The sequence below is a fragment of the Streptomyces sp. NPDC059009 genome, assembly GCF_042740175.1.
GTDB lineage: Bacteria > Actinomycetota > Actinomycetes > Streptomycetales > Streptomycetaceae > Streptomyces.
In genome coordinates this window covers 45,682-71,628 of the sequence record NZ_JBHYJB010000019.1, presented here as the reverse complement: position 1 = coordinate 71,628, position 25,947 = coordinate 45,682, and the positions used below count along the sequence as shown (strand labels likewise).

Sequence of the window (25,947 nt, the reverse complement as noted above, 5' to 3'; positions counted from 1 at the left end):
GCGACCGTGGTCCACCCCGCCCTCCCCGCAAAGGAATTGGCTGGTTAGGCTAGGCTAACCTCACTTCATCGGGTTAAGGTTTGGCTGCCCTGACACCGGGGTGCAGCGGACAGCGCTAAAGCAAGGGAATCGGGATGCTTCTCCATCGAACGACGATCACGAAGCCGGGGCGGCGGCTCGCGGCGGTCCTGTCCGCCACGGCCCTCGGTGTCGGACTCCTCGCGGGATGCGGCTCCGACGACTCGTCGGACAAGGCGAGCGACAACGCCCCTGCTGCCGCCGCCGGTCACTTCCCGGTCACCGTGGAGCACGCGTTCGGGACCACGAAGGTCGAGAAGGCCCCCCAGCGCGTCGTCACCGTCGGCTACACCGACGACCAGGCGGTCCTCGCGTTCGGCACCAAGCCGGTCGGCATGACCGACCAGTACCCGAACCCGGCGGGCAAGAGCCCCGACATCAACACCCAGTGGCCGTGGGTGAAGGACAAGTGGGGCAGCGCCAAGCCCGAGGTCATCATGAAGAACGGTGACTCCGGCCCCAACTACGAGAAGATCGCGGCCCTTCGGCCGGACCTGATCATCGCGGTCTACTCCGAGATCGACAAGGCCGCCTACGAGAAGCTCTCCAAGATCGCGCCGACGGTGGGCCGCACCAAGGCCGAGAAGGAGCCGTTCAGCGCTCCGTGGCAGGACAACACGCTGCACATCGCCAAGGCGCTCGGCCAGGAGGAGAAGGGCGAGAAGCTCGTCAAGGGCATCCAGTCCAAGCTCGACACGGCCAAGAAGGCGCACCCGAAGTTCGGGGACCAGACCGCCGTCGCGCTGTCCTGGTACAAGAACTCCCTCGCCCCGTTCACCTCGACCGATGTGCGCGGGCGCCTGGTGACGGGCATCGGCTACAAGTACCAGACCAAGATCGACAAGATCGCGGACGGCAACTTCTCCACCCAGCTCTCGCCCGAGCGCACCGACCTGGTCGACGTGGACCGCATCTTCGTCATCAACGACAAGGCGGACACCGAGGCGTTGAAGAAGGACAAGCTGTTCGGCAACTTGAAGGCGGTCAAGAAGGGCAACGTCTCGTACCTCCTTGACAGCGAGGGCCCCGCGGTCGGCGCGGCCATGTCCCAGGGCACCGCGCTCTCCCTGCCGTACGCGATCGACGAGCTCGTCAAGTCGGTCGACAAGAAGTGATGGACCGTCACCCGTACCGTCCCCGGCCCGACTTGGTTCTCGTGTGAGTACGACCGACACCCGCGTCGGCCCGCCGGCGCAGACGGCGACCCTGCGCACCGCGAGCGGGCGCGAGGCCACCCGGTGGGTCTCGGCGCACTGCCGTGAGGTTCCCTGGCTGACCACCGCCACCGTGCTCTCCACGGTGGCCGGTGCGGCGCTCCAGGTGCTCCCGGTCCTCCTGCTCGGCCGGGTGGTCGACTCGGTGGCCGAGGGCGACTCCCGCTCGGGCCTGGCCGGAATCGGGGTGACGCTCGTGGCCGCCGCGCTGCTCGGCGCGGTGGCCACCGCCGTCTCCACGTATCTGATCGGGCGCCTCGGCGCGGATCTGCTGGCGCGGCTGCGCGAGGGCGCCGTCCGCGCGGTCCTCGGGATGCCGAGCGCGCGGGTCGAACAGGTCGGCCGGGGCGATGTGCTGTCCCGCGTCGGCGACGACGTGGCCGTGCTCTCCAAGGGCATCCGGACGGCCATCCCCACCGTGTTCTCGGCGGGCGTCCTCGTCTTCATCGCCACCGTCGGCATGTTCGGCCTCGACTGGCGGCTCGGCCTCGCGGGCGCCGGGGCCCTGCCCGCGTACGCCTTTGCGCTGCGCTGGTATCTGCCCCGGTCCGCGCCGCTCTACCGCAAGCAGCGGGTGGCCCAGGCCGACCGGGCGCAGGCGCTGATCAGCGGCCTCGACGGCATCGACACGGTCCGGGCGTACCGCCTGGAGGAGTCCGTCCGCGAGGAGGTCACGCGCGAGTCGTGGCGGGTGCGCGATCTCGGGGTCGACGTGTTCCGGTTCTTCGGCCGGTTCGTCGGCCGGGAGAACCGGGCCGAGTTCATCGGTCTCGTCCTCATCCTCGTGGTGGGGTACGCCCTGTTGGAGGCCGACGCCGCCACCCTGGGCGAGGTGTCGGCGGCGCCGCTGATGTTCCACCGCCTCTTCACCCCGCTCGGCGCCATCATGTTCACCTTCGACGAGGCGCAGAAGTCGGGCGCGAGCCTGACCCGGCTCGTCGGGGTGCTCGGGGAGGCCGAGGAGGGCCGCCTCGTGGGTGACGCCGCCGCCGAGGCGGGGGAGGGCGCGTCGTACGCGGTGGCGGTGGAGGGGCTGACGTTCAGCTACCCCGACACCGAGCAGCCGGTCCTGCGGGACATCAACGTGTCCATCCCGGCGGGCGGTTCGCTCGCCCTGGTGGGGGCGACGGGTGCGGGCAAGACGACCCTCGCCGCGCTGATCGCCGGTATCGGGAGCCCGCAGGAGGGGTCCGTCCGCATCGGACCGCACGACCTCGCCGGTCTCGACGAGGCCGGGGCGCGGGCCCTGGTGAGCATCCTGACGCAGGAGACGCATGTGTTCTCCGGCTCGCTCGCCGAGGACCTGCGGCTCGCCGCGCCGGGGGCGAGCGACGCCGAACTGCTCGGCGCGCTGCGCGTCGTGGGCGCCGACGGATGGGTCGAGGCGCTGCCCGAGGGCCTGGACACCCTGGTCGGCGAGGGCGGTGAGCGCCTGGACTCGACCAAGGTGGCTCATGTCGCCCTGGCCCGGCTCGTGTTGGGCCGGGCGCCGGTGGTGGTGCTCGACGAGTCCACCGCGGAGGCGGGCAGTGAGGGCGCCGCCCAGCTGGAGCGTGCCGTCCTGGCCGCGTGCGCGGGCCGGACCACGCTGTTCGTGGCGCACCGGCTGACCCAGGCGATGGCGGCGGACCGGATCGCCGTGCTGGACGCGGGGCGCGTGGTGGAGCTGGGCACGCACGACGAGTTGGTGGCCCTGGGGGGCCGGTACGCCGAACTGTGGCGGGCCTGGCGCGAGGGTAGTTAGGTCACCCTAAGTTAGGTTAGGCTGACCTCATTCCTTGAGGGTGTTGAGTAAAGGGTGCTGAGTCTTCGATGGATTCGCTGGATTCGATGATGGAACCGAGCGCTGGTCTCGTACTGCTGTCTCCCGCGCGGCTCGCCGATATGCGCCGGCGCATGGGCGGCTACTCCGACCGGACCCTCGCCGAGGCGTGCGCCATCGGTCTCTCGTACTGGGCGACCGGCCGCAGCCCCGAGGGCATCGACCTCGCGCCCGGCACCCTCTTCGCCGACGTGCTCGGCTGGGTCGACAACGGCGGTGTGGCGCCCGGCGGTTGGGAGACCGCGGAGGAGGGCACGGACGGCGCGGACGGCCGGAGCATCGCCGTCCCCGCCGGTGTCGGACTCGCCGACGCCCAGCTCGCCCTCGGCGACCTGGCGGACTTCCCGGACCGGCCGCTCGGCACCATCAGCCCCACCGGACCGGCCGTGCGGCTCGAGACCCTCGCCCGGTGGAACGACACCGAGGCCCACCGGGAGCGCCCGACCATCGTGGAGATGTTCCGCGAGCAGGCGCGCACCCGGCCCGACGCCGTCGCCATCGTCGACGAGCGCCGCACCCTGACGTACCGTCAAGCAGTCGAGCTGTCAGCCCAGTTGGCCCACCACCTCGTCGAGCGCGGGCTCGCCGCCGAGCAGGTCGTCGGCATCTCCCTCGGCCGCGGCGCGGAGATGGTCATCGGGCTCCTCGGCGTGCTCCAGGCCGGGTGCGCCTTCGTGCCGCTCGACCCGCAGTGGCCCGCCGAGCGCCGTGCCGTCGTCATCGAGGACGCCCGGGTCGTGCTGCAGCTCAGCGGCTCCGGTGAGCGCGAGGCGGGCGAACCGGACGCCGTCGCACTCGACCTCGACGCCTGGGGTTACGGCTCCTGCCCGGTCGAGGAGACCGGCGTCGCCGTCGACGGCGACGCGCTCGCGTACGTCATCTTCACGTCCGGTTCGACCGGGCGGCCCAAGGGCGCGATGATCCGTCACCAGGCCATCAGCGAGCGGCTGTTGTGGCAGGTCGACGAGATCCTGGGCTTCGGCCACGACGACGCGTCGCTGTTCAAGGCGCCGCTGTCCTTCGACATCTCCATCAACGAGATCTTCCTGCCGCTGGTCTCCGGCGGCCGCCTCGTGGTCCTGCGGCCCGGCGGCGAGCGCGACCCGCACCACCTGCTGAGCATGATCTCCGAACAGCGCGTCACCTTCACGTACTTGGTGTCGTCCATGCTGGACGTGCTGCTGGAGATGGCGGGCGACTCCGGGCGCCTCGACAGCCTGCGGCACGTGTGGTGCGGCGGCGAGGTGCTCACCCCGGAGCTGTACGAGCGGTTCCGCACCCGGCTCGACATCCCCATGTACCACGGCTACGGCCCGGCCGAGACGACGATCGGCGTCTCCCACGTCATCTACCGGGGCGCGGCCGAGCGCCTGTCCACGTCCATTGGCAAGGCCAACCCCAACACCCAGCTGTACGTGCTCGACGAGGAGCTGCGCCCGGTCCCGGTCGGCGTCGGCGGCGAACTGTACGTGGGCGGGCTCCTGTTGGGGCGCGGCTATGTCAACGCGCCCGGTCTGACGGCGTCCCGGTTCGTGGCGAACCCCTTCGCGGCGGACGGGTCGCGGCTGTACCGGACCGGTGACCTCGCCCGGTTCGCCCCGGACGGGTCCCTCGACTTCCTCGGCCGGGCCGACAACCAGATCAAGATCCGCGGCATGCGCCTGGAGATCGAGGACGTCGAGGTCGGCCTCGCCGAGCACCCCGGGGTGCGGCACACGTGTGTCGTCGCGCGGAAGAACACGGCGGGCGGCACCTACCTGGTCGGGTATGTGATCCCGGCCGCCGGGAGCGAGGGGCTGCGGGCGGCCGAGGTCAAGGAGTGGGCCACCGCGCACATGGTCGAGTACATGGTGCCGACCCACGTCGTCGTCCTCGACGCGTTGCCGCTCACCGCCAACGGCAAGCTCGACCGGAACGCCCTGCCCGAGCCCACCGTCGACACGAGCGCCCTCGCCCTGCCCGGCACCGAGAACGAACGCGCGGTGTGCGCGGCCGTCGCCTCCGTGCTGCGGCTCGAACAGGTCGGCGTCGACCAGGACTTCTTCCAGCTCGGCGGCGACAGCATCCTCGCCATCTCGCTGCTCAGCGCCCTGCGCGAGGCGGGCCTCCACGTCACCGCGCGGCAGATCTTCACCCACAGTGTCGTGGGCGCCCTGGCGGCCGTGGCCAGCCACGAGGACGTCACCGCCGTGCACCGCGCCGAGGACGTCGCGACCGGCGCCGTCGTGGGCTCACCCGTCGTGCAGTGGCTCGGCGAGACCACGGACGCGATTGACGGCTTCGTGCAGTCGGTGGTCCTCACCACCCCGGCGGAGCTGACCGGCGAGGCGCTCGGCGCGATCCTCACCGCGCTGATCGGGCGGCACGACATGCTCCGTGCCCGCCTGGTGCGCGGCGAGCGTTGGAGCTTCGACATACCGGAGGCGGCGGGGGCCGCGGCGTCGTGGCAGGAGAGCGACCTGCCGCTGGACGACTGCGTCGCGCTCGCCACCGAGGGCCTGGACCCGGCGGGCGGTGTGATGCTGCGCGCCGTGTGGCGCCGCGCGGACCGGCAGCTGGTCCTCGTCGCCCATCACGTCGTCATGGACGGGGTGTCCTGGCGCGTCCTGATGGAGGACCTCGCCACCGCGTGGCGGCAGCGCTGCGCGGGCACGCCGGTCGAACTCCCGCCCGTGGGCACGTCGTTCCGGCAGTGGACCACATACCTTCAGAGCGCCGCCGCCGACGCCGACCCCGCCCCCTTCCGGCAGGCCCTGCCAGGCGCGGACCGGCCGGTGGCCCGGCGCGCGCTGAGCGAGGCCGACACGGTCGCACAGGAGCGGACCCGGACCGTGACCGTCGGCCCGGAGGTCACGGCCGCGCTCCTCGGCGAGATCCCCGCGAAGTTCCACGCGGGCGTCAACGACGTCCTGCTGACCGGGCTCGCCGTCGCCCTCGGCCGGTGGCGCCGCGACCTCGGGCAGGACCAGACGTTCGCGCACATCGAACTCGAAGGCCACGGCCGCGAGGGCCAGTTCGTGGCGGCCGCCGCCGGCCGTGAGCCGGACCTCTCGCGCACCGTCGGCTGGTTCACCACGCTGTTCCCGGTGACCGTCGACCCCGGCGCCCCCGGGGAGGGCGACGTCGACTTCAGCGCACCCGGGTACCTCGCGGCCGCGCTCAAGGCCGTCAAGGAAGACCTCGCCCGCGTGCCGGACAACGGCATCTCGTACGGCGCCCTGCGCTACCTCGCCGACGCCGCGTTCGACGCGCCCGCACCGCAGATCCTCTTCAACTACCTGGGCCGCTTCGACGCGGGCGCGGCCGGGGACTGGCAACTGGCCGGTGCCACCGGACAGTTGGGCGAGAAGCGGGACCCGCGGATGCGGCTGCCGCGCCCGCTGGAGTTCAACGCGATCGCCGAACCCGCGGCCAACGGCGCAAGCGGTGCCAACGGCGCGAGCGGTGCGAACGGTGCGAGCGGCGCGTATGAGCTGGTCACCACCATCTCCTGGCCCGAGGGCCTGTTCACCGACGAGGACATCACGACCCTCGGCGGGTACTTCCGCGCCGCCCTGGCCGGACTCGCCGCGCTCGACGCGGGCGGCCACTCGCCCAGCGACTTCCCCCTGGTGCCGCTCACCCAGGCCGACGTCGACGCCCTGGACGGCCCCCGGCTGCGCGACGTCCTGCCGCTGACCCCGCTGCAGGAGGGCCTCTACTTCCACTCGGTCTTCGACGACGACTCGGCGGGCGCCTACGTCGAGCAGCAACTCCTCACCCTGGAGGGCGAGGTGGACGCCGAGCGGCTCGCGGCGGCGGCCACCCGGCTGCTCACGCTGTTCCCGAACCTGGCCGCGCGGTTCGTGGCCCTCGCCGACGGCCGCGTCGTCTCCGTGCTCGACGGCGGCGCGCAGGCGCCCTTCACCACGCTCGACCGGCCCGGGATCACCGACGCGGAGCTCCGCGACCTCGCCGAGCGGGACCGCCGCGCCGGGTTCGACCTGGCCACCGGCCCGCTCATGCGCTACACGCTGATCCGCGCGGGCTCCGGCCGCACCGACCGCACCGTCCTGGTGCAGACCGTGCACCACATCATCGCCGACGGCTGGTCGGTGCCGCCGATGCTGCGCGCGCTGCTCACCGAGTACCACGCGCCGGGCACCGTGTACCCGCGCGGCGGCTTCGCCGACTACGTCCACTGGCTCGCCGAGCGCGACGAGGACGAGAGCGACCGGACCTGGCGCGCGGAGCTCGCCGGCCTTGCCGGGCCCTCCCTGGTCGCCGAGGGACACACGCCCTCCGACCGGTTCGCCGACACCTCCGTACAGCCCCACGAAGACATCGATGCGGCCGTACGGTCGGCCGGAGTGCCGCTCAGCGTGGCGGTGCACAGCGCCTGGGCGGTGACGCTCGGCTCCGTCCTGCACGGCCAGGACGTGGTGTTCGGCTCCACCGTCTCCGGGCGGGACGCGGACGTGCCCGGCATCGAGGACATGGTGGGCCTGTTCATCAACACCATTCCCGTACGGGCGCGCTGGACCGCCACCGGCACGGCGCGCGAGCTGCTCGCGGCCGTCCGGGAACACCAGAGCGCCGTCCTGCCGCACCAGCACGTCTCGCTGGCGCGGATCGGCCGCCAGGCGGGCGCGGGCTCCCTCGCCCAGGGCGGTGCGGGCTCGCCCGTCCAGGCGGGCGCGGGCTCGCTCTTCGACACCCTCGTGGTCTTCGACGTCGCCACCGACGTGGCCGGGCTGCGCACGCCCGGCGACGACCTGGTGATCGCGGACATCGTGAACGAGGGCGCCCCGCACTACCCGCTGACGCTGGTCGTCGAGCGCACGCCCGACGGCACGCCGCGCTTCAATCTGATCTACGACGGTGAACTCCTGCGCGAGGAGGGCGCCCAGGCGATCCTGCGCACCTTCACACGGACCCTCACCGGACTGCTCACCCGGCCGGACGCCCTGGTCGACGAGCTGGTGCGGGAGAGCGGACGGCAGCCCGTCCAGGTCGCCCCGGCGACCCTGGGTGAGCTGTTCGACGCCGCCGCCCGCCGCGACCCGGCCGCCACCGCGGTCACCCAGTGCGGACTCGACGGCGGTGCCCGGTCCCTGACGTACGGCGAACTGGCCGACGCCAAGGACGGGTTGGCGGCCTCCCTGCGTGCCGCCGGAGTCGGTCCGGGGCGGCGGGTCGCCGTCGCCGTGCCGCGCTCCCTCGAACAGGTCGTCGCCCTCGTGGGGGTCGTCGCCGCGGGCGGCGCCTATGTGCCGCTCGACCTGGCGTACCCGGACGAGCGCCTGGAGTACGTCCTCGCCGACGCCGCCCCGCAGGTGGTCCTGGTGGACCGGGAGCAGCGGGACCGCTTCACCCGGCTTCTGGAGCGGGCGGGCGTGACGGCGCGGGTGGTGGTGCAGGGCGACGAACTCCCGCTGGTGGCGCCGGGCGACGAACTCCCGCCGGCAGAAAGGGAGTCGGCCCCCGTCGCCGACTGGCGCGACCCCGCGTACGTGATCTACACCTCCGGGTCGACCGGCCGCCCCAAGGGCGTCGTCGTCCCGCACTCCAGCGTCGTGACGCTGCTCGCCCAGACGCAGCCCGACATGGACTTCGGCCCCGACGACGTCTGGGTCCAGTTCCACTCCTTCTCCTTCGACTTCGCGGTCTGGGAGCTGTGGGGCGCGCTGACGCACGGCGCCGAACTGCTGGTCCCGGAGTACGGGCTCACGCGCTCGCCGGTCGACTTCCACCGGCTGGTCCGGGAGCGCGGGGTGACCGTGCTCAACCAGACCCCGTCGGCGTTCTACCAGTTCATCGAGGCGGACCGGCACGCCGACGAGCCGGTCGCGGCGCTGCGCCGGATCATCTTCGGCGGTGAGGCCCTCGACCTCGGGCGGCTGCGCGGCTGGGTCGAGCGGCACGGCACCGGCTCGCCCGAGCTGGTCAACATGTACGGCATCACCGAGACCACCGTGCACGTCACGCACCGGGTGCTGACGGACGCCGACTTCGGCCTCGGCCCGGGCTCCGGCGTGGGCTCGGCCTCCGGTTCCGGTGCTGGCTCCGGCGGCGACGTCAGCCCGATCGGCGGCCCCATCCCCGGCCTGGTCACCTATCTGCTCGACGACCGGCTGCGCCCGGTCCCGCCGGGCCGCGTCGGCGCCATCTACGTCGCCGGTGATCAGGTGTCGCTCGGCTATCTGGGGCGGTCGGGCCTGACCGCGGGCCGGTTCGTCGCCGACCCGTTCGCGGACGACGGCTCCCGCATGTACCACACGGGCGACCTCGCCCGGCGCACGCTCGACGGTGAGCTGGAGTTCGCGGGGCGCGCCGACGACCAGGTCCAACTCAAGGGCTTCCGCATCGAGTTGGGCGAAGTGGAGGCCGCCGTCCGGGAGCTCGACGGCGTCGTCGACGTCGCCGTCACCGTCGCGGACAGCGGCGACCACCTCGTCGCGCACGTCGTGGGCCGGGTCCCCGACGACATCGCCGCCCTCTCCGTAGCGCTGTCCGCGAAGCTGCCGGTGCACATGGTGCCCGGCCGGGTCCTGACGGTCGACGCCCTGCCGCTGACGGTCAACGGCAAGCTGGACCGCAAGGCGCTGGCGGCGCAGGCGCTCGCCGCGCAGGCGGCCGCCGCGCCGGACGACGCCGCCCCCGCCCCGGCCGCCGCCGCGAGCGACACCGTGCCCGACGCCCTCGAAGCGCTCACCGGCGTCTTCGCCGAGACGCTGCCCGGCGCCACCGTGGACGCCGACACCGACTTCTTCGTGGCCGGGGGCGACAGCATCGTCGCCATCACCGTGATCAACCGGGCCCGGGCGCTCGGCCTGCCGATCGCGCCGCGTGACGTGTTCCTGTTCCGCACCCCGCGCGCGCTCGCCGAGCACCTGGGGGCTCAGGGCGCCCTGGGAACCCGTACGCCATCGGCCGCCTCCGCCGCCTCCGCGCCCGCGCGCCGCGAGGACGGGCCCCTGGCGCCGACGCCGATCATCCTGCGCCAGCGCGAACTCGGTGAACTGGGCGGATCCCTCGACCGGTTCGCCCAGGCGCGCACCCTCGTGGCCCCCGAAGGCGCCGGTTTCGCCGACGCCGAGCGCGCCGCCCGCGCCGTGGTCGCCGCGCACCCGGCCCTCAGGCTGCGGCTGCGCACCGAGCACGGGGTGTGGGCGCTGCGCACCGAGCCCGCCCGCGAGGTCACCGTCGAGCGGATGGGCGCGACCGACGCGACCGCCGTGGCGAACGACGCCGCCGGACGCCTCGACCCCGAGTCCGGCGACGTCATCGCCTTCGCCTGGCTGGAGGCGAGCCGGACCCTCGTCGTCACCGTGCACCACCTCGCCGTCGACGCGGTGTCCTGGCTGATCCTCCTCGACGACCTGACCACCGCGATGAGCGGCGCCGAACTGCCGCCGCCCACCACGTCCTTCGCCGAGTACGCCGAGGCGCTCACGCTCGGGGCCGCGCAGGACGTCGACGGCATCGGGCACTGGATCGACACCCTCAAGGCGCCCGAACTGGTCGCACGGACAGGGGAGTTGCGCGAGATCACGGTCGTGCTCGGCGCCGAGGCCGGCGACCGCGTCACCCGCACCGCGCCCGCCGCCCTGGGCCTCGGCCTCACCGAGCTGCTGTGCGGCGCGCTGCGCACCGCCCTGACCCGGACCCAGACGTCGATGCAGGCGTCGCCCACCGACCTCGCGGTCGAACTGGAGCGGCACGGCCGGGTCCCCGCCCTGGAGCACCACGACTACACCCGCACGGTCGGCTGGTTCACCGCCATCGCGCCCGTGCGGCTCACCGCGCACACCGACCCCGTCGCGGCGGCCCGCGAAGTCGCCGAGCGCCAGCCCGACGAGTGCGGCCACATCGCGTACGGGAAGCTCCGCCATCTCAACCCGCAGACGGCCCCGCTCCTGACGGCCCGGCCGCAGGTGCTCTTCAACTACCTCGGCCGGGGCGGCGAATCGCAGGCGCTGCGCCTCACCGGCGGCGACCGGACAAGCCCGTACGCCGTCGAGGTCAACGCGTGGACGGACGACGCCACCGGCCGGCTGCACGCGGAGTTCCTCCTCGGCGAGGACATCCCCGACGTCATCACCGAGCACTGGCTGAGCGCCCTGGAGTCCCTCGCGGACGCCGCCGCCACGGCCGAGCGCACGGCGCCCGTCACCCCGCTCCAGCGCGGTCTGTTCTTCCAGGCCCAGCTGGCGGGCGCGGCCGGACACTACGTCGCGCAGAGCTGGTTCACCTTCGACCGGCGCCTGGACACCGGGGCGCTCGCCGAGGCGATGGCGCACGTGATCGAGCGCCACCCGGTCGTCGGCGCGGGCTTCGGCACCGACGACGACGGCAACCCGGTCCAGGTCCTCAAGGCGGGCCGCCGCGTGCCCGTCCGCACGGTCGAGCTCACGAGCGACGCGGACGTCGAGGAGCTGCGCGCACGGGACCGCGACACCGGGTTCGACCCGGCCGAGCCGCCGCTGGTCCGGCTGACCGTGGTGCGGCTTCCCGACGGCCGCGACGGACTGCTGCTCAGCTACCACCTGCTGCTGTGGGACGGCTGGTCCCGCGAGATCGTGCTGCGGGACCTGTTCGACGCCTATGAGGCCGCCGTCCAGGGCGAGTTGACGCCCGCTGTGCCCGCCGCGCCGAGCTTCGAGGAGTACGCAAGGACGCTCGCCGCCAAGGACTCCGCCGCGGCCGAGCGCTTCTGGGCCGGGCACCTCGCGGACCTCAGCGGACCGACGCTGCTCGCGGGCCCGGCGCCGTCCCTCTCGGACGCGCTGCCGCAGCCCCTCGTGCACACGCTCTCCGCCGAGCAGTCGGACCTCCTGCGCGCCGCCGCCAAGGCCCACGGCGTCACCCTCAACTCGGTGCTGACGGGCGCCTTCGGGCTGCTGCTCGGCGCGCACACCGGCCGCGCCGACGCCGTGTTCGGCGTGACCGTCTCCGGGCGCGACGGGGAGGGCCTGGCCGACATCGTCGGCGTGCTGCTCAACACCGTGCCGATGCGGACGAAGGCCCGGCCGCACGAGACCGCGGGGGAGTACCTGGCGGGCGTGCAGGCGGCCCGGGTCGAGGCGATGGAGCACGAGCACCTCGGGCTCGGCGAGATCCAGCGGGCCAGCGGGCACGACACCCTGTTCGACAACCTCTTCGTGCTCCAGAACTTCCTGGACCTGGACGCGTTCGCCGCGATGAACGCCCGGCACGGCATCACCTCGGTGACGGCCGACGACTCCACGCACTACCCGTACACCTGGGTCGTCACGCCCGGCGAGCGGCTCACGGTCAAGCTGGAGCACCGCGTCGGCGCCCCCGAGGACGCCCGCCGGCTGCTCGACGACTATCTGCGCGTGCTCGACGAGCTGGCCCGGTCGGCCGGTCCGCTGGGGGCGCTGCCGGGGCTCGGCGCCGAGCCCGCGCCCGGCGCCCGTACGGACGTCGGCACGGACACCGTCGTCGACCGCTTCGACCGGGCGGCGGACCGCGCCCCCGAGCGGGTCGCCCTCGTCGCGGACGGCGCGTCCCTGACCTTCGCCGAACTGCAAGGCCGCAGCCGGGCGGTGGCGGGTGTGCTCGCCCGGCGCGGCATCGGACCCGAGACGACCGTGGGCCTCGCACTCCCGCGCTCCCTCGACTCGATCGTGGCGCTGTTCGCGGTGCTGCGGGTCGGCGCCGCCTATGTGCCGCTGGAACTGGACCACCCGGATGAGCGGATCGCGGGGATCGTCGCGGACGCCCGGCCCGAGGTGATCCTGACTCTCAGCTCCGTGTCTCCGAGGCTCTCCGGCGACCTGATCGAGCTGGACCGTCAACTCCCCGACGCCGAGCCCTTCGTGACGTTCGCGCCGGACGACCCGGACCGGCTGCGCCACCCCGCGTACACGATCTACACCTCCGGTTCGACCGGGAAGCCCAAGGGCGTGGTGACCGAGTACGCGGGCCTGACCAACATGCTGATCAACCATCAGCGCCGCATCTTCGAGCCGGTCCTGGCCGAGCACGGCCACCGCGTCTTCAAGATCGCGCACACCGTGTCCTTCGCCTTCGACATGTCGTGGGAGGAGCTGCTCTGGCTCGCCGACGGGCACGAAGTGCACATCTGCGACGAGGAGTTGCGCAGGGACGCGCCCCGCCTTGTCGCGTACTGCCTGGAGCACGGCATCGACGTCATCAACGTCACGCCGACGTACGCGCAGCAGCTGGTCTCCGAGGGGCTCCTCGACACCCCTGAGCGGCGGCCCGCGCTGGTGCTGCTCGGCGGCGAGGCCGTCACACCGACGCTGTGGCGGCGGCTCGCCGAGACCGAGGGCACCGTCGGCTACAACCTGTACGGGCCGACCGAGTACACGATCAACACCCTGGGCGTCGGCACCTTCGAGTGCCAGGACCCGGTGGTGGGCGTCGCCATCGACAACACCGACGTGTACGTCCTCGACCCGTGGCTGCGGCCGCTGCCGGACGGTGTGCCCGGCGAGCTGTACGTGGCGGGCGTCGGCATCGCGCGCGGCTACCTCGGGCAGAGCGCCCAGACCGCGCACCGCTTCGTGGCGTGCCCGTTCGGCGCGCCCGGCGAGCGCATGTACCGCACGGGGGACCTGGTGGTGCGGCGGCCCGACGGCAATCTGAGCTACCTGGGCCGCACCGACCAGCAGGTCAAGATCCGCGGCCACCGGGTCGAACTGGGCGAGGTGGAGGCCGCGTTCGCGGCGCACCCCGCGGTGCGGTTCGCCGCGGCCGTCGCCCAGCCCGACCCGCAGGTCGACGGCGCGTACCGGCTCGCCGCCTACCTCGTCCTGGACGGCGCGGACCTCGTGGCCGTGGCCGCCGACGTGGGCGCGGGGCTCCCGGACTTCCTGCGCCCCTCGCACTACGCCGAGGTCGACGGCATCCCGCTGACGGTGAACGGGAAGGCCGACACCAAGGCGCTGCCCGAGCCCAAGCCCCTCGGCGCGCTGACCACGGCGGCGGAGCGCGCCCCGCAGACCGAGACCGAGACCGTGGTCTGCGAGCTCTTCGCCGAGGCCCTGGACCTGGACGACGACGAGGTGAGCGCGGTCAGCGACTTCGTGTCCCTCGGCGGGCACTCGATGCTGGCGGTCCGCCTGATCGGGCTGCTGCGCCGGGAGTACGGTCCTGTGGTCACCGTCCGCGACCTCTTCACCCTGCGAACCCCGGAAGCGATGGCCCGCCATCTCGATGAGAACTCCTGACACCCAGCGGCCCCGGACCTCCCGCCCGGGGTCCGACATCCTGCGGACGGCCCTGCGCCGCAACGTCGGCGCCATGATCTGGGGCACCGTCCTCATGGGCCTGTACCAGGCCGGTGAGACGGCCTTCCCGATCGCGCTCGGCCTGATCGTCGAGCACACGATGAAGGGCGAGCGCAGCCTCGGCGCGCTCGCCGTGTCGATCGGCGCGCTCGCCGTGATCATCACGACGGTGTCGCTGTCGTGGCGGTTCGGGATGCGCATCCTGCAGAAGGCCAACACGACGGAGGCGCACCGCTGGCGGGTGCGGGTCGCGGCCTGCGGGCTCCAGCCCGTCGCCCGGGACGTCGACCTGAAGTCCGGCGAGGTCCTGACCATCGCCACCGAGGACGCCGACCAGACCGCCGACATCGTCGAGGTCGTGCCGATGCTGATCAGCTCGCTGGTCGCGGTGGTGGTCGCGGCCGTCGCCCTCGGCCTCGCCGACTACCGGCTCGGCCTCCTGGTGATGGCGGGGACCGTCGCGATCCTGACGATCCTCAGCGTGATGTCGAAGCGGATCGGCTCCAGCACCCGCGAACAGCAGGCCCGGGTGGCGCGGGCCGGCGCGAAGGTCGCCGACCTGATCACCGGCCTTCGCCCGCTGCACGGCTTCGGCGGCAACCACGCGGCGTTCCGCTCGTACCGTCAGGTCAGCACGGAGGCCAAGCACCAGGCGGTCACCGTCGCCAAGGTGAACGGCGTGTACGCGGGCACCGCCCTCGGCCTCAACGCGGTCCTCGCCGCGGCCGTGACCCTGACGGCGGGCTGGCTGGCGCTCGGCGGCGAGATCAACATCGGCGAACTCGTCATGGCCGTGGGCCTCGCGCAGTTCATCATGGAGCCACTGAAGCTCTTCTCGGAGATGCCCAAGTACGTGATGACGGCCCGCGCCTCCGCCGAGCGGATGGCCCTGGTGCTCGGTGCGCCGCCGGTGGCGACCCCCGGCGAGGGCCGCCCGGCCGAGGGCGGCGACCTGGAGCTCGACCACGTCCGGTACGGGTCCCTGCGCAAGCTGAAGTTCCGGGTGCGCGCGGGCGAGTTCGTGGCGATCGCCGTCTACCAGCCGCGCGCGGCGGCCGACCTCGCCTCGGTCCTCGCCGTGAACGTCCCGCCCGAGGCGTACGAGGGCGTGGTGCGGCTCGGCGGACAGGAGCTCGCCGCGCTGTCGGTCGAGTCGGTGCGCGAGCACCTGCTGGTGAATCCGTACGACGGGGAGATCTTCGCGGGCACCCTCCGGTCGAACATCGACCCCGCGGGCACGAGCCGCACGGTCGACGAGGCCGTCGAGGCGTCCATGCTGACCGACGTCGTCGCGCTGCACCGCGAGGGGCTCGACTACGGCGTCCGCGACCGCGGCGCCAACCTGTCGGGCGGACAGCGCCAACGCCTGTCGCTGGCGCGCGCGCTGGCCGCCGACGCCGAGATCCTGGTCCTGCACGACCCGACGACGGCCGTCGACGCGGTCACCGAACAGCTCATCGCGCGCAACGTCGCGAAGCTGCGCCGGGGCCGCACCACGGTCGTGCTGACCAGCAGCCCGGCGCTCCTGGACGCCGCGGACCGTGTGCTCGTCCTGGACGAGGGGGCCGTCGTGGCGGAGGACACGCACCGCAATCTGCTGGCGCGTGATGAGGAGTACTGCCTGGCCGTGGCCAGGTAAGACGTCGCGCGGCCCCCGGAGATTCCGTCCATGGGGGCCCCGGAGAGCACGTCCATGGGTGGCCCCGGGAGAGCACGTCAACTCCCCGGGGCCACCGGGCTGTTCGGGTTCCGGGCCGATCCGCTCAGGCCAGCGCCCAGGCGACATCCCTGAGCAGGGCGTGCCGCCAGCCCGCCCGGTCGTGGCCGGACGGCGACCTGGAGACCCGTACCGTCGCACCGGCTTCCTCGGCCAGCTTCTCGGTGAGCTCACAGTGGGGGAGCATGCGCGTCTCGTGCTCGCCCACGTCGAACGCGGCCCGCAGACCGGACAGTCCGGTGCGCTCCAGCTTCCGCAGCCGCTCGGCGACGGTGCCGCCGACCGCGCCGCCCAGCGGATCCGCCGCGCCCACGGCGCCGGGCGCCCACCAGAACGACGGCGACTGGCAGGCGATGCGGGACACGAGCTCCGGGAACTCGAGCGCCGCGTACATCGCGCTCAGCCCGCCGAGGCTCTGCCCGGCCACCACGAGGCGGTCCGTGTCCGCGCGGACCCCGGACTCCGCCACCAGCGGCAGCAGTTCGTCCCGGACCGCTTCCCACAGCGCCCGCTCGCAGCCGAACTCGGCCTCCCGGTCCTTGGCCGGCAGGAACACGAGGGTGACGGGCGGCATCTCGCCCCGGGCGACGGCCGAGTCGAAGGCGTCCATGGCCGGGTGCAGATACAGCCAGTCGTCCCCGTCGAGCAGCAGCACCACGGGCCCGCCGCCGCCCGCCGGATGGACCCGTACGGTGCGCCGGCCGCCGAGCCGTTCGCTGCTCCAGCGGATCCGGGTGCGCGGCAGGGGGAGTACGGCAGTGGGGTTGAGGGCGGGCCAGTGCGGCTGCTCCCCGGCGTCCGGGGTCGCGGCGATGGACCGATCGCCGCCCGCGCCTTCCGGGTTGAACGGGTCGGCGTGCGCGTCTCCGTCGTCGGTGAGGAACTGATAGGTCACGCGCAGCCGCGCGGGCATCGGCACCTCGGCGTACCAGCAGTCGGTCTCGCCCCAGCGCTTCAGGGGGACGGGCTCGGACCAGCTCTCGAAGGTGAGGGTTGCGGGGGAGCCGCGCCACAGGAAGAGGGTCGTCCAGCCGTCGTCGGCGGGGAGCGACACGGGTGCCTGGGCGGCTGCCCAGAACGTGTCGGTGCCGGGCTCGCCGGTCAGCCCGTATGCGGCGAAGGGCTGTTCTGCTCCGGTCGAGCGGTGCATGGACTCTCCTTGTGAGAGGGAAGGGTAAGGGCTAAGCTCACTGTTGATTAGGCGAGCCTAACCTAAGCAAATTCGAGGAGTCACTGGCACATGAGCACCAATCCCTTCGACGACCCCGACGGCCGCTTCCTGGTCCTGGTCAACCACGAGGGACAGCACTCGCTGTGGCCGTCCTTCGCCGAGGTGCCCGGGGGGTGGACGACTGTCTTCGAGGAGAACTCCCGGGACGCCTGCCTGGAGTACATCGAGGCCAACTGGACCGATCTGCGCCCGCGTTCGCTCGTGACGGCCGCGGACGCCTGACCCGCCGATGCTCTGCACCCGACTGACGAACGCGCGCTTCCTGACCATGGACCCGGACCACCCCGTCGCCCACGACCTGGGCATCTGGCGGGGCCGGATCGTGGGCCTCGACGCGGCCGTGACGTCGGTGCCCGCGCGCGAGGTGATCGACCTCCAGGGCGCCACCGTGCTGCCCGGGTTCATCGACGCCCATGTGCATCTGGCCTGGACCGGGTTCAAGGAGAGCACCCCGAGCATCGCGGGCCGCACCCGGATCGACGACGTGCTCGCGGTCGTGGAGGACGCCGTCACCCGCAAGGGCGGCCCGGGCGACGGCAGTCCGGGCGACTGGGTGACCGTCGTCGGCTACGACCAGCGGGCCCTCGGCCGGCACCTGACCGCCGCCGAACTCGACAAGGTCAGCCACGGGCACAAGCTGTACCTGCTGCACGACTCCGGGCACGGCTGCGTCGTCAACTCCGCCGTCCTGGACCTGCTGCCCGCGGACATCCCGCACGAGAACGGCTTCCTGGCCGAGGGCGCCATGGCCGCGGCCCGTGCTCTGCGCCTGCCGTACTCCCAGCGGGAGCTGGCCGACTCCATCGGTCGCGCCGCCCGGACCTGCCTGGCCGAGGGCGTCACCGCCTGCGCCGAGGCGGGCATCGGCGGCACGCTCCTCGGGCACAGCCCGGTCGAGCTGGGCGCCTATCAACGCGCGCGCGACGAGGGCCTGTTGCCGCTGCGGGTGCAGCTCATGGTCGCCGCGGACCGGCTGCGCCCGGTCGACGCGCACGCGGCCGACGGCTTCCCGCGCGCCCTCGACCTCGGCCTGCGCACCGGGTTCGGCGACGACCGCCTCTCCGTGGGGGCCCTGAAGGTCTTCACGGACGGCGGCATGATGGCCAGGACCGCCGCGCTCACCAGTCCGTACGAAGGACTCGACCACAGCGGCCAGTTGCAGGACGACCCGGACGTCCTCGCGGACACGATCGTGGACGGCCACCTCGCGGGCTGGCAGCTCGCCGTCCACGCCATCGGCGACCGCGGCGCCGACGTCGCCCTGGACGCCCTGGAGCGGGCCCAGCGCCTGCGGCCGCGCCCCGAGGCCCGGCACCGCGTCGAGCACGCCGGACTGATCCGCCCCGACCAGCTCGCGCGCTTCGCGCAGCTCGGCGTCACCGCGGTCGTCCAGCCCAACTTCCTGCGCTCCTTCGGCGACGACTACGCGGCGATCATGGGCGAGGAGCGGGCCCCCTGGCTCTACCGGGGCAGGTCGTTCCTGGACCACGGCGTCCGTCTCGTCGGCAGCTCGGACCGCCCGGTCACGGACGGATCCCCGCTGCGCGCCGTGCAGTTCATGGCCGAGCGCACCTCCGAGTCCGGCCAGGTGATCGGCCCGGACGAGGGCATCACGGTCGAACAGGCCCTGCACGCCTACACCATGGCGGGCGCCCACGCCTGCCACTGGGAGAACGACCTGGGCAGCCTCACCCCGGGCAAGCGCGCCGACCTGGTGGTGCTCGGCGACGACCCCACGCGCGTGGAGGTGTCGCGCATCGGCGGGATCGAGGTGGCGGCTACGTATGTGGACGGTCGCGAGACGGGGAAGGTGGCGGCGGCATGAGGGAGACAGAGTCGGGGCGGCCGGGGCGAGGGCCGATGGCAGTCGCCGAGAGCTACGCGAGCCTCTGGGAGAGCGACGCCTTCCCGCACCGCTGGGTCATCTGGGACACCCCGGAGGAGACCCTCGTCTTCGACAGGAAGATCAACTGCCCTGTGGACATCGTCGACGAGAGGGTCCTGAGCGAGGTGCTCGACCGGATGCGCCGGGCGGATGTGCCGGAGACCCGGGAGTATCCGGGCGGGCCGTGCGCGTAGCTGTCGTCGATCGCGTCATCGAGTACGTCATCACGTAACTGAGGAAGGAAAGCCTTGACCGCGGCCACGCCGCCCCCTGCCCTGTCCCTCCGGACACCGACGCGCACGCCGACGCCGGTCGTGCGCTGCGCCCGTGAGGCGGACGCCCCCGAACTCGCCGCCCTGTCCGAGCCGTTCGTGCGCTCGGGGGCGCTGCGTGAGCGGCCCGCCTCGCTGTACGCCGCTCATGCCACCGACTTCTTGGTGGCCGAGTCGCCTGAAGGGAGCTTCGGCAGCTTCGGCGGCCTCGGTGGCTGTGTGGGGCTGCGCGTGTACCCGGGCGCGGAGCGGGGGTTCGCGGGCGTTCTGTACAACTTCTGCGTGGCGGAGCACATGCAGGGGCGCGGAGTCGGAGCCGAACTCCTGCGCGCCGCGCTGGCGATGGCGCGGGCCGGGGCGCTGGACGCCCTCTTCACGGCGACGACCGGCGGCGGAGACCTCTTCCTGCGCTACGGCTTCGCGCCCGCGAGCGCGCAGTCGGCGCCACCGTCCTGGGCGGCGTCGCTCGACCCCCGGCGCAACGCGCGGGTGCTGGCGCGGAACGTGTGAGGCGGTGTGGCCGTGTGGCTCTGTGGCCGAGGTCCGTGCGGCTCCCGGCTGCACGGCACTTGGCTGTACGGGACTTGGCCGCGCGGCTCTCGGCTATACGGTGCTCGGGTCGCGGTCCTGGCTGTGGTCAGGGACCACGGTCGTGCCGGTGAGGGTCCCGCCGAGGATGCCGCGCAGCACCGCGTGCGGCACCCGGCCGTCGAGCACATGGGCCCGGCCCACACCGCCGCGCACGGCCCGCAGACAGCCCTCCATCTTCGGCAGCATCCCGCTCGCGAGTCCGGGCAGCAGCTCGTCCAGCGCCTCGGCCGTCAGGTGCTCGATCACTTCGGTGCTGCGCGGCCAGTCCGCGTACAGCCCCGCCACGTCGGTGAGCATCACGAGGCGTTCGGCGTCGAGGGCCACGGCCAGGGCCGACGCGGCGAGATCGGCGTTGACGTTGTACACCTGCCCGTCCGCGCCGCGGGCCACCGGGGAGACCACGGGGATGTGGCCCTGCTCCAGGAGCGTGCGCACCATGCTCGGGTTCACGTCCACGATGTCGCCGACGAGACCGATGTCCACGGGGCGGCCGTCGACCCAGGCGGGCCGCCGCTCGGCCGTCATCGTGTGTGCGTCCTCGCCGGTCATCCCCACGGCGAAGGGGCCGTGGGCGTTGATGTGGCCGACGATCTCCCGCTGGACCCGGCCGGTGAGCACCATGCGGACGACCTCCATGGTCTCCGGCGTGGTCACGCGCAGGCCCGCCTCGAAGCGGCTCTCCAGGTCCAGCCGGTCGAGCATCGCGCTGATCTGCGGACCGCCGCCGTGCACGACGACCGGGTGTAGGCCCGCCCGCCACAGCTCCACGACGTCCTGGGCGAAGGTGCGTTGGAGGCTCGCGTCCACCATGGCGTTGCCGCCGAACTTGATGACGACCGGTCTCATGCTCTCTGTCTCCACCCACCCCGGAGCCAACAAGATTTGCTCAGCTTAGCCTAACCTAACCTAGCTGGTGATCGACTCGGTGCGGGCATAGATGCGGGCATAGATGCGGGCATGGGCGGGGCACAGGCGCGGACAGGGGAGTTATCCACTGGTCGGGGGTTGTCCACAGGGTGAACCGGAAGCCCGTGCTCCGGGCCAGAGTCGCCTCATGACGAATGACAGCGAAGCGGTCGGCCCGATGGGCGACCCCGTGGGTGATCCGGTGGGTGATTTGGTGGGTGATCCGGTGGTGACGCTGCGCACCCCGGCCGAACTGGCGGACGCGCTCCCGTACTTGCTCGGCTTCCGCCCCGAGGAAAGCATGGTGCTGATCGCTCTGCACGGCGAGCGGGGCCGCTTCGGCGGGCGCGTGCGGCTCGGCATCCCCGAGCGGGAGCGGGACTGGCCGCCGGTCGCGAAGTCCCTGGCCGAGTGCCTCGTCGGCGGCTGCGAGCGCAGGGGCGCGCGTCCCGACGGCATCGTCGCCTTCCTCTGCCTGGAGCCGGTGGGCGCCGGGTCCGGGCGGGAGGTGCGGGAGCGCCTGCGGCCGCTGGCCCAGGCCCTGCGCAAGCAGTGCGGGCGGCTCGATGTCCCCGTGCTCGAGGTGATCTGCATCTCGGCGGGCCGCTTCTGGACCTACTGCTGCCCGAGCGAGCTGTGCTGCCCTCCCGAGGGCGTGCCCCTGCCCCGCCCCGGTACGTCGGTGATGGCGGCCGCGGCGGCCTACACCGGCATCCAAGTGGCGTGCACACAGCGGGAGATGAGGGCCCGCCTCGCCCCGTGGGCCACCGCGGCCGCCGCCGACCAGGAGCGGGCGCTCGATGCGGCGGGGCTCGCCCTCGTGCCCCGGATCCTGGACGGGACGGGCCACGCCGAGGTCGCCGCCGAGACGCTCGACCTGGCCCGCCGGGTCATGGCCCGCCTCGACGCGGCGCCCCCGGTCCGCGGCCGCCTCGAAGCGGACCTGCGCGACGACGAGCTCCTCGCGCACGACGAAGCGGCGGCCCTGATCATCGGCCTCCAGGTCCGCACGACACGCGATCAGGCCGCGGAGTGGATGGAGGGCTACGAGGCGGCCCCCGCGCTGCGCCTGTGGCGCGCCCTGTCCCGCCGCTGCGTCGGCGCGTACGGGGAGCACGCCGCGGTACCGCTGGCGCTCGCCGGCTGGGTGGCCTGGTCGTCGGGAGATCCTGTCGAGGGCCGGGAGGCGCTGGGCATGGCGCTGCGCGTGGACCCGCGCAACACCTTCGCCCGCCTCCTGATCGGCGCGTGCACCGCGGACCTGGACCCGGAGGCCATCCGCCGCTGCCTGCGCAGGGAACGAGCCGATCGCGAGGCGCCACGCCCCCAGGACCCGCCCTCCTCGACGCCGCCGCCGGTCACGCAACCGCGGGCACCGCGCCGCCGCCGTCGACTGCCGCGTCCCGCGGGAGGCGAGGCCGTACGGGTCACTGGGGGCACCGGCCCGACCGGCCCGACCGGCCCGACCGGCCCGACCGGCCCGACCAACCGGGCCAACCCGGCTAACTCGGCCAACCCGGCTAACCGGGCCAACTCGGCCGACCCGACGGGCCCGCGGTACCGGCGCCGGACCGCCCGGCGGGGCGCGAAGGACGCGGCGAGGGACACGAATTGAGGCATTCCGGAGGTCCTTCCGAAGGGTCTTCCGAAGGACCTTCCGGAGGTGCTCCCTGAGGGCGTCGGCGCGACCCCGCGCGCCCGCCGTGAGAGGGCGCGCGGCGACTCCCTTTGGGCCGAGTGGCTCCCCGGCGTCCGTCTTCCCGGTGCGGGGGCGTGACTTGGGGCGGTGCCGCCCCGTTCACCTGACTGGCGGTACCCGTGACGGGGCCGCGCTAGGCCGACGGTCTAGGTCTCCGGTTCCCGCAGCGCAGCCAGCGAGGAAGAAGCCGCCTCATGCCCCTTCCCGCCCCATCCTCCGTAGCCGACAGGGAGGGCCCCCGTCGGCCCGCTCCTGCTCCCGCTCCTGCTCCCGCCCCCAACTCGGCGCGCGGACCGGTCAATTCCGTTCCGCCCGCCGCCCGGCCGCCCGCTGCAAGGCATCCTGGCGCCCGACCTCCTGCCGACCGCCCCTCCGCCGCCCGTCCACCGGCCGGGCCCGCCCCGGCGCCCGCGTCCCGCCGCCCGGCCGAGCTCCCCCCGGCCCACACCGCCCTGATCTGTGTCGCCATGCCCGCCCTCGCGATCTCCACGGACCAGGGGCAGTTGACCGGCAGCGGCCTCGAAGGCTTCTACCGTGCGGGCCGCCGCGTGCTCTCCCGCTGCCAGGTGCGGGTGGCGGGGCGCGAGCCGGTGGCCGTGCAGGCCCGCATGGTCTCGGCCGACAGCGCGCGCTTCGTGGCGACGCTCCGTCTGTCCGCGGAGGGCGGCCCGGACCCGGACGTGCTCGTCGAGCGGACCCGCTTCGCCGACGGCACCGAGCGGATCGCGCTGACCAGTGCGGCAGGCCGCCCCCTGCGGGTGCCCCTCGAGGTGTCGCTCGGCACCGACCTGGCGGAGCTGGGCGCGGTCGCCTCCGGCCGGGCCGGACCCGAACTGCCCGCCAGCGTCCACGACTCGGGGATGCGCTGGTCGACCGCCACCGCGCAGTGCGTGGTCACCGCCGACCCGGCACCCGAGGACGCGCTCGCCTCCGCAGGGCTGCTGCGCTGGCAGCTCGACCTGCCGCCCGGAGCCACCCGCAGCGTGGAACTGCGCGTGCGGCCGGACGGCGCGGGCCCGGTCAGACCCGTGGGCCAGGGAGCGGTTCGCCCCCTCGCCGGGGCGCACGCGGCGGGCGACGACCCCCGGGTCCAGCCCCTCCTGCACACCTCCGTGGAGGACCTTCAGGCACTGCTGCTGCGCGACTCGGAGCACCCCACCGACGTCCATCTCGCCGCGGGCGCGCCCTGGCGTTGCGGCCCGGCCCCCGCCGAGGCGCTCACGGCGGCCCGCATGGCGCTGCCGCTCGGCACCCGGCTCGCGGCGGGCACGCTCCGCACGCTCGCCCGCGGGCAGATCACCGGGCCGGGGCCGCGTTCGGGCATGATCCCCGGCCCGCTGCGGGACGCGGGCCCGCACCTGCCGCCCGGCTGCACGGGCACCGAGGCGACCCTGCTGTTCCCGGCCCTGCTCGCCGAGGCCCGCCGATGGGGCCTGCCGGAACAGGACGCGGAGGAGCTGCTGCCGACGGCGGAGCGGTGTCTGCGCTGGCTGCTCGACTCGGTCGTCCCGGCGAGCGGCGAGAGCGGACTGTGGCTGCCGGACCCCGGCCCGGGCGGCCCCCGCCGCTGCGAGACACAGGCACACGCCCACCGGGCGGCGCTCCTCGGCGCCGACCTCCTCGACGCCTACGGGCGTGCGGGCGCCGCCGAACTGCGCCAGTGGGCGGGGCGGTTGCGGACCAGGTTCCGTGCGGAGTTCTGGGTGGAGGACCGCGCGGGCGGCCGTCCCGCGGCCGCGCTGCTGCCCGACGGCCGGCCCGTGCCGCACCTCACCAGCGCCGCCGCCCACCTCCTCGACACGGGCCTGCTCGGCTCGGGACTGCTCGCGCCGGGGCTCCTCGACAAGGTGCAGACCGAGCAGCTCGCCCGGCTGCTCGGCGGGCCCGCCATGGACTCCGGGTGGGGGCTGCGCAGCATGGGCGCGAAGGAGGCTGCGTACAACCCGTTCGGGCACCGCGGGGGAGCGGTCCGGGTCCAGGAGACGGCCGTCGCCGTCGCGGGCCTGGCCGCCGCGGGCTACGAGAAGGAGGCGAGTTCCCTGCTGCGCGGGGTGCTCGCGGCGGCCGAGACGTTCGGCCACCGGCTGCCCGAGATGTACGCGGGGGAGCAGCGGACGGAGGGCAGCGCACCACTCCCGCACCCCACGGCCTGCCGCCCGGCGGCGACCGGGGCGGCAGCCGGTGTCCAACTGCTCACGTCGCTGGCCGGAATCCGCCCCGACGCACCGGCGGGGACGGTGACCCTGAGCCCGGTGCGCAGCGTGCCCCTGGGAGAGTTGGGGCTGATGTCGCTGCGTGTGGCGGGTGAGCCGTTCTCCGTGCGGGTCAGCAGGCTGGGCCTCGCCATGGTCGAGGAGGCCGCCGACGGGCTGCAGTTGGGGGTGTGAGGCGATGACGGACCTCGGGAACCGGCCCCGGCAGGCTGACGGAGGAGGTGTTTATCGTCAGGAAGACGACTATGATCACGGCATGTCGCCCTACGACCCGTCGGCCTTCCCGCCCTTCGCTGTCACTGTCGACCTGGTCGTGCTGACCGTGCGGAGGCACGCCCTCTGCGCGCTGGCCGTGCGGCGCGGCGAGCCACCGTTCCAGGGGCGTTGGGCGCTGCCGGGCGGATTCGTGCGAGCCGACGAGGACCTGTCGGCGGCGGCCGCGCGCGAGCTGATCGAGGAGACCGGCCTGCGCGCCCATGACCCGGACGCCCCGGCCCAGGCCAACGGCGCGCACCTGGAGCAGCTCGCCACGTACGGCGACCCCAAGCGCGACCCGCGGATGCGCGTGGTCAGCGTCGCCCACCTCGCCCTCGCCCCCGACCTGCCCGCGCCCCGGGCCGGCGGCGACGCGAGCAACGCGCGCTGGGCCCCGGTCGAGGCGCTGCTCAACCAGGGCGGCTACGGCCGGGAGGACGAGCAGGCGGCCCCCCTCGCCTTCGACCACGCACAGATCCTGGCGGACGGGGTCGAGCGCGCCCGGTCCAAGATCGAGTACTCCTCGCTGGCCACCGCCTTCTGCACGCCCGAGTTCACCGTCGGCGAGCTGCGCCGGGTGTACGAGGCGGTGTGGGGCGTCGCGCTCGACCCGCGCAACTTCCACCGCAAGGTGACCGGCACGCCCGGCTTCCTCGTACCCACCGGCGGCACCACCACGCGCCAGGGCGGCCGCCCCGCCCAGCTCTTCCGCGCGGGCGGGGCCACACTGCTCAACCCGCCGATGCTGCGCCCGGAAGTCTGATCACTGTGGGCCGCGGCTGACACCCGCGGCCCACACCCTG

13 protein-coding genes are annotated in these 25,947 nt (G+C 73.6%); 11 read left to right on the top strand and 2 right to left on the bottom strand.

Translation table 11 applies throughout. From position 1 onward, the window contains the following. Positions 1-134 precede the first annotated feature (134 nt). The 4 genes from ACFWYM_RS20205 to ACFWYM_RS20190 all read left to right on the top strand — a co-directional run bounded on the left by ACFWYM_RS20205 (position 135) and on the right by ACFWYM_RS20190 (position 16,014). Positions 135-1,193 carry an iron-siderophore ABC transporter substrate-binding protein gene (locus ACFWYM_RS20205; RefSeq protein WP_384838601.1) on the top strand — a complete coding sequence of 353 codons (1,059 nt, stop codon included), beginning with the start codon at positions 135-137 and terminating at the stop codon, positions 1,191-1,193. A 43-nt stretch (positions 1,194-1,236) separates the two neighbouring features. Then, the gene (locus tag ACFWYM_RS20200) at positions 1,237-3,036 is read left to right on the top strand and encodes an ABC transporter ATP-binding protein (RefSeq protein ID WP_384838598.1); all 1,800 of its coding nucleotides are present in this window, start codon (positions 1,237-1,239) and stop codon (positions 3,034-3,036) included. Positions 3,037-3,122: 86 nt separating this feature from the next. Then, the gene (locus ACFWYM_RS20195) at positions 3,123-14,315 is read left to right on the top strand and encodes an amino acid adenylation domain-containing protein (RefSeq protein ID WP_384838846.1); all 11,193 of its coding nucleotides are present in this window, start codon (positions 3,123-3,125) and stop codon (positions 14,313-14,315) included. Beyond that, complete coding sequence (locus ACFWYM_RS20190; RefSeq protein ID WP_384838595.1) at positions 14,302-16,014, top strand: ABC transporter ATP-binding protein; 1,713 nt, start codon at positions 14,302-14,304, stop codon at positions 16,012-16,014. The genes ACFWYM_RS20195 and ACFWYM_RS20190 overlap by 14 nt, the downstream gene beginning before the upstream one ends. A gap of 124 nt (positions 16,015-16,138) precedes the next feature. Here the strand turns inward: ACFWYM_RS20190 and ACFWYM_RS20185 are convergent, their stop codons facing one another. Further along, positions 16,139-17,242 carry an alpha/beta hydrolase-fold protein gene (locus ACFWYM_RS20185; RefSeq protein WP_384838592.1) on the bottom strand — a complete coding sequence of 368 codons (1,104 nt, stop codon included), beginning with the start codon at positions 17,240-17,242 and terminating at the stop codon, positions 16,139-16,141. 90 nt (positions 17,243-17,332) lie between these two features. On the opposite strand from ACFWYM_RS20185, the gene ACFWYM_RS20180 reads away from it, so the two are divergent. The 4 genes from ACFWYM_RS20180 to ACFWYM_RS20165 are packed head-to-tail and all read left to right on the top strand — an operon-like array spanning position 17,333 to position 19,990. After that, complete coding sequence (locus tag ACFWYM_RS20180) at positions 17,333-17,545, top strand: MbtH family protein (protein ID WP_384838589.1); 213 nt, start codon at positions 17,333-17,335, stop codon at positions 17,543-17,545. Positions 17,546-17,552: 7 nt separating this feature from the next. Continuing rightward, a complete protein-coding gene (locus tag ACFWYM_RS20175; RefSeq protein WP_384838586.1) occupies positions 17,553-19,148 on the top strand; it encodes an amidohydrolase in 1,596 nt (531 codons plus the stop codon). Then, positions 19,145-19,402: a hypothetical protein gene (locus ACFWYM_RS20170; RefSeq protein ID WP_384838583.1), complete on the top strand. Its 258-nt coding sequence runs from the start codon at positions 19,145-19,147 to the stop codon at positions 19,400-19,402. The genes ACFWYM_RS20175 and ACFWYM_RS20170 overlap by 4 nt, the downstream gene beginning before the upstream one ends. A gap of 54 nt (positions 19,403-19,456) precedes the next feature. Further along, a complete protein-coding gene (locus ACFWYM_RS20165) occupies positions 19,457-19,990 on the top strand; it encodes a GNAT family N-acetyltransferase (RefSeq protein WP_384838581.1) in 534 nt (177 codons plus the stop codon). A 93-nt stretch (positions 19,991-20,083) separates the two neighbouring features. On the opposite strand, the gene argB is transcribed toward ACFWYM_RS20165, so the two are convergent. Then, positions 20,084-20,917, bottom strand: a complete 834-nt coding sequence (gene argB / locus ACFWYM_RS20160; protein WP_384838578.1) for an acetylglutamate kinase — start codon at positions 20,915-20,917, stop codon at positions 20,084-20,086. A 208-nt stretch (positions 20,918-21,125) separates the two neighbouring features. On the opposite strand from argB, the gene ACFWYM_RS20155 reads away from it, so the two are divergent. The 3 genes from ACFWYM_RS20155 (at position 21,126) to ACFWYM_RS20145 (ending at position 25,907) form a co-directional block, all read left to right on the top strand. Further along, entirely contained in the window at positions 21,126-22,592 is a 1,467-nt protein-coding gene (locus tag ACFWYM_RS20155; protein ID WP_384838575.1) for a DUF4192 domain-containing protein, read from the top strand. 551 nt (positions 22,593-23,143) lie between these two features. Beyond that, on the top strand, positions 23,144-25,063 hold the full coding sequence (locus tag ACFWYM_RS20150; RefSeq protein ID WP_384838572.1) for a glycogen debranching N-terminal domain-containing protein: 1,920 nt from the start codon (positions 23,144-23,146) through the stop codon (positions 25,061-25,063). An 82-nt stretch (positions 25,064-25,145) separates the two neighbouring features. Further along, positions 25,146-25,907, top strand: a complete 762-nt coding sequence (locus ACFWYM_RS20145; RefSeq protein WP_384838570.1) for an NUDIX domain-containing protein — start codon at positions 25,146-25,148, stop codon at positions 25,905-25,907. The last annotated feature ends 40 nt before the right edge of the window (positions 25,908-25,947 follow it).

Coding starts and splice junctions, on each gene's coding strand:
- argB (WP_384838578.1), bottom strand. CDS start 20,917: ATGAGACCGGTCGTCATCAAGTTCGGCGGCAACGCCATGGTGGACGCG.
- ACFWYM_RS20205 (WP_384838601.1), top strand. CDS start 135: ATGCTTCTCCATCGAACGACGATCACGAAGCCGGGGCGGCGGCTCGCG.
- ACFWYM_RS20190 (WP_384838595.1), top strand. CDS start 14,302: ATGAGAACTCCTGACACCCAGCGGCCCCGGACCTCCCGCCCGGGGTCC.
- ACFWYM_RS20175 (WP_384838586.1), top strand. CDS start 17,553: ATGCTCTGCACCCGACTGACGAACGCGCGCTTCCTGACCATGGACCCG.
- ACFWYM_RS20195 (WP_384838846.1), top strand. CDS start 3,123: ATGATGGAACCGAGCGCTGGTCTCGTACTGCTGTCTCCCGCGCGGCTC.
- ACFWYM_RS20145 (WP_384838570.1), top strand. CDS start 25,146: ATGTCGCCCTACGACCCGTCGGCCTTCCCGCCCTTCGCTGTCACTGTC.
- ACFWYM_RS20150 (WP_384838572.1), top strand. CDS start 23,144: ATGCCCGCCCTCGCGATCTCCACGGACCAGGGGCAGTTGACCGGCAGC.
- ACFWYM_RS20155 (WP_384838575.1), top strand. CDS start 21,126: ATGACGAATGACAGCGAAGCGGTCGGCCCGATGGGCGACCCCGTGGGT.
- ACFWYM_RS20185 (WP_384838592.1), bottom strand. CDS start 17,242: ATGCACCGCTCGACCGGAGCAGAACAGCCCTTCGCCGCATACGGGCTG.
- ACFWYM_RS20170 (WP_384838583.1), top strand. CDS start 19,145: ATGAGGGAGACAGAGTCGGGGCGGCCGGGGCGAGGGCCGATGGCAGTC.
- ACFWYM_RS20180 (WP_384838589.1), top strand. CDS start 17,333: ATGAGCACCAATCCCTTCGACGACCCCGACGGCCGCTTCCTGGTCCTG.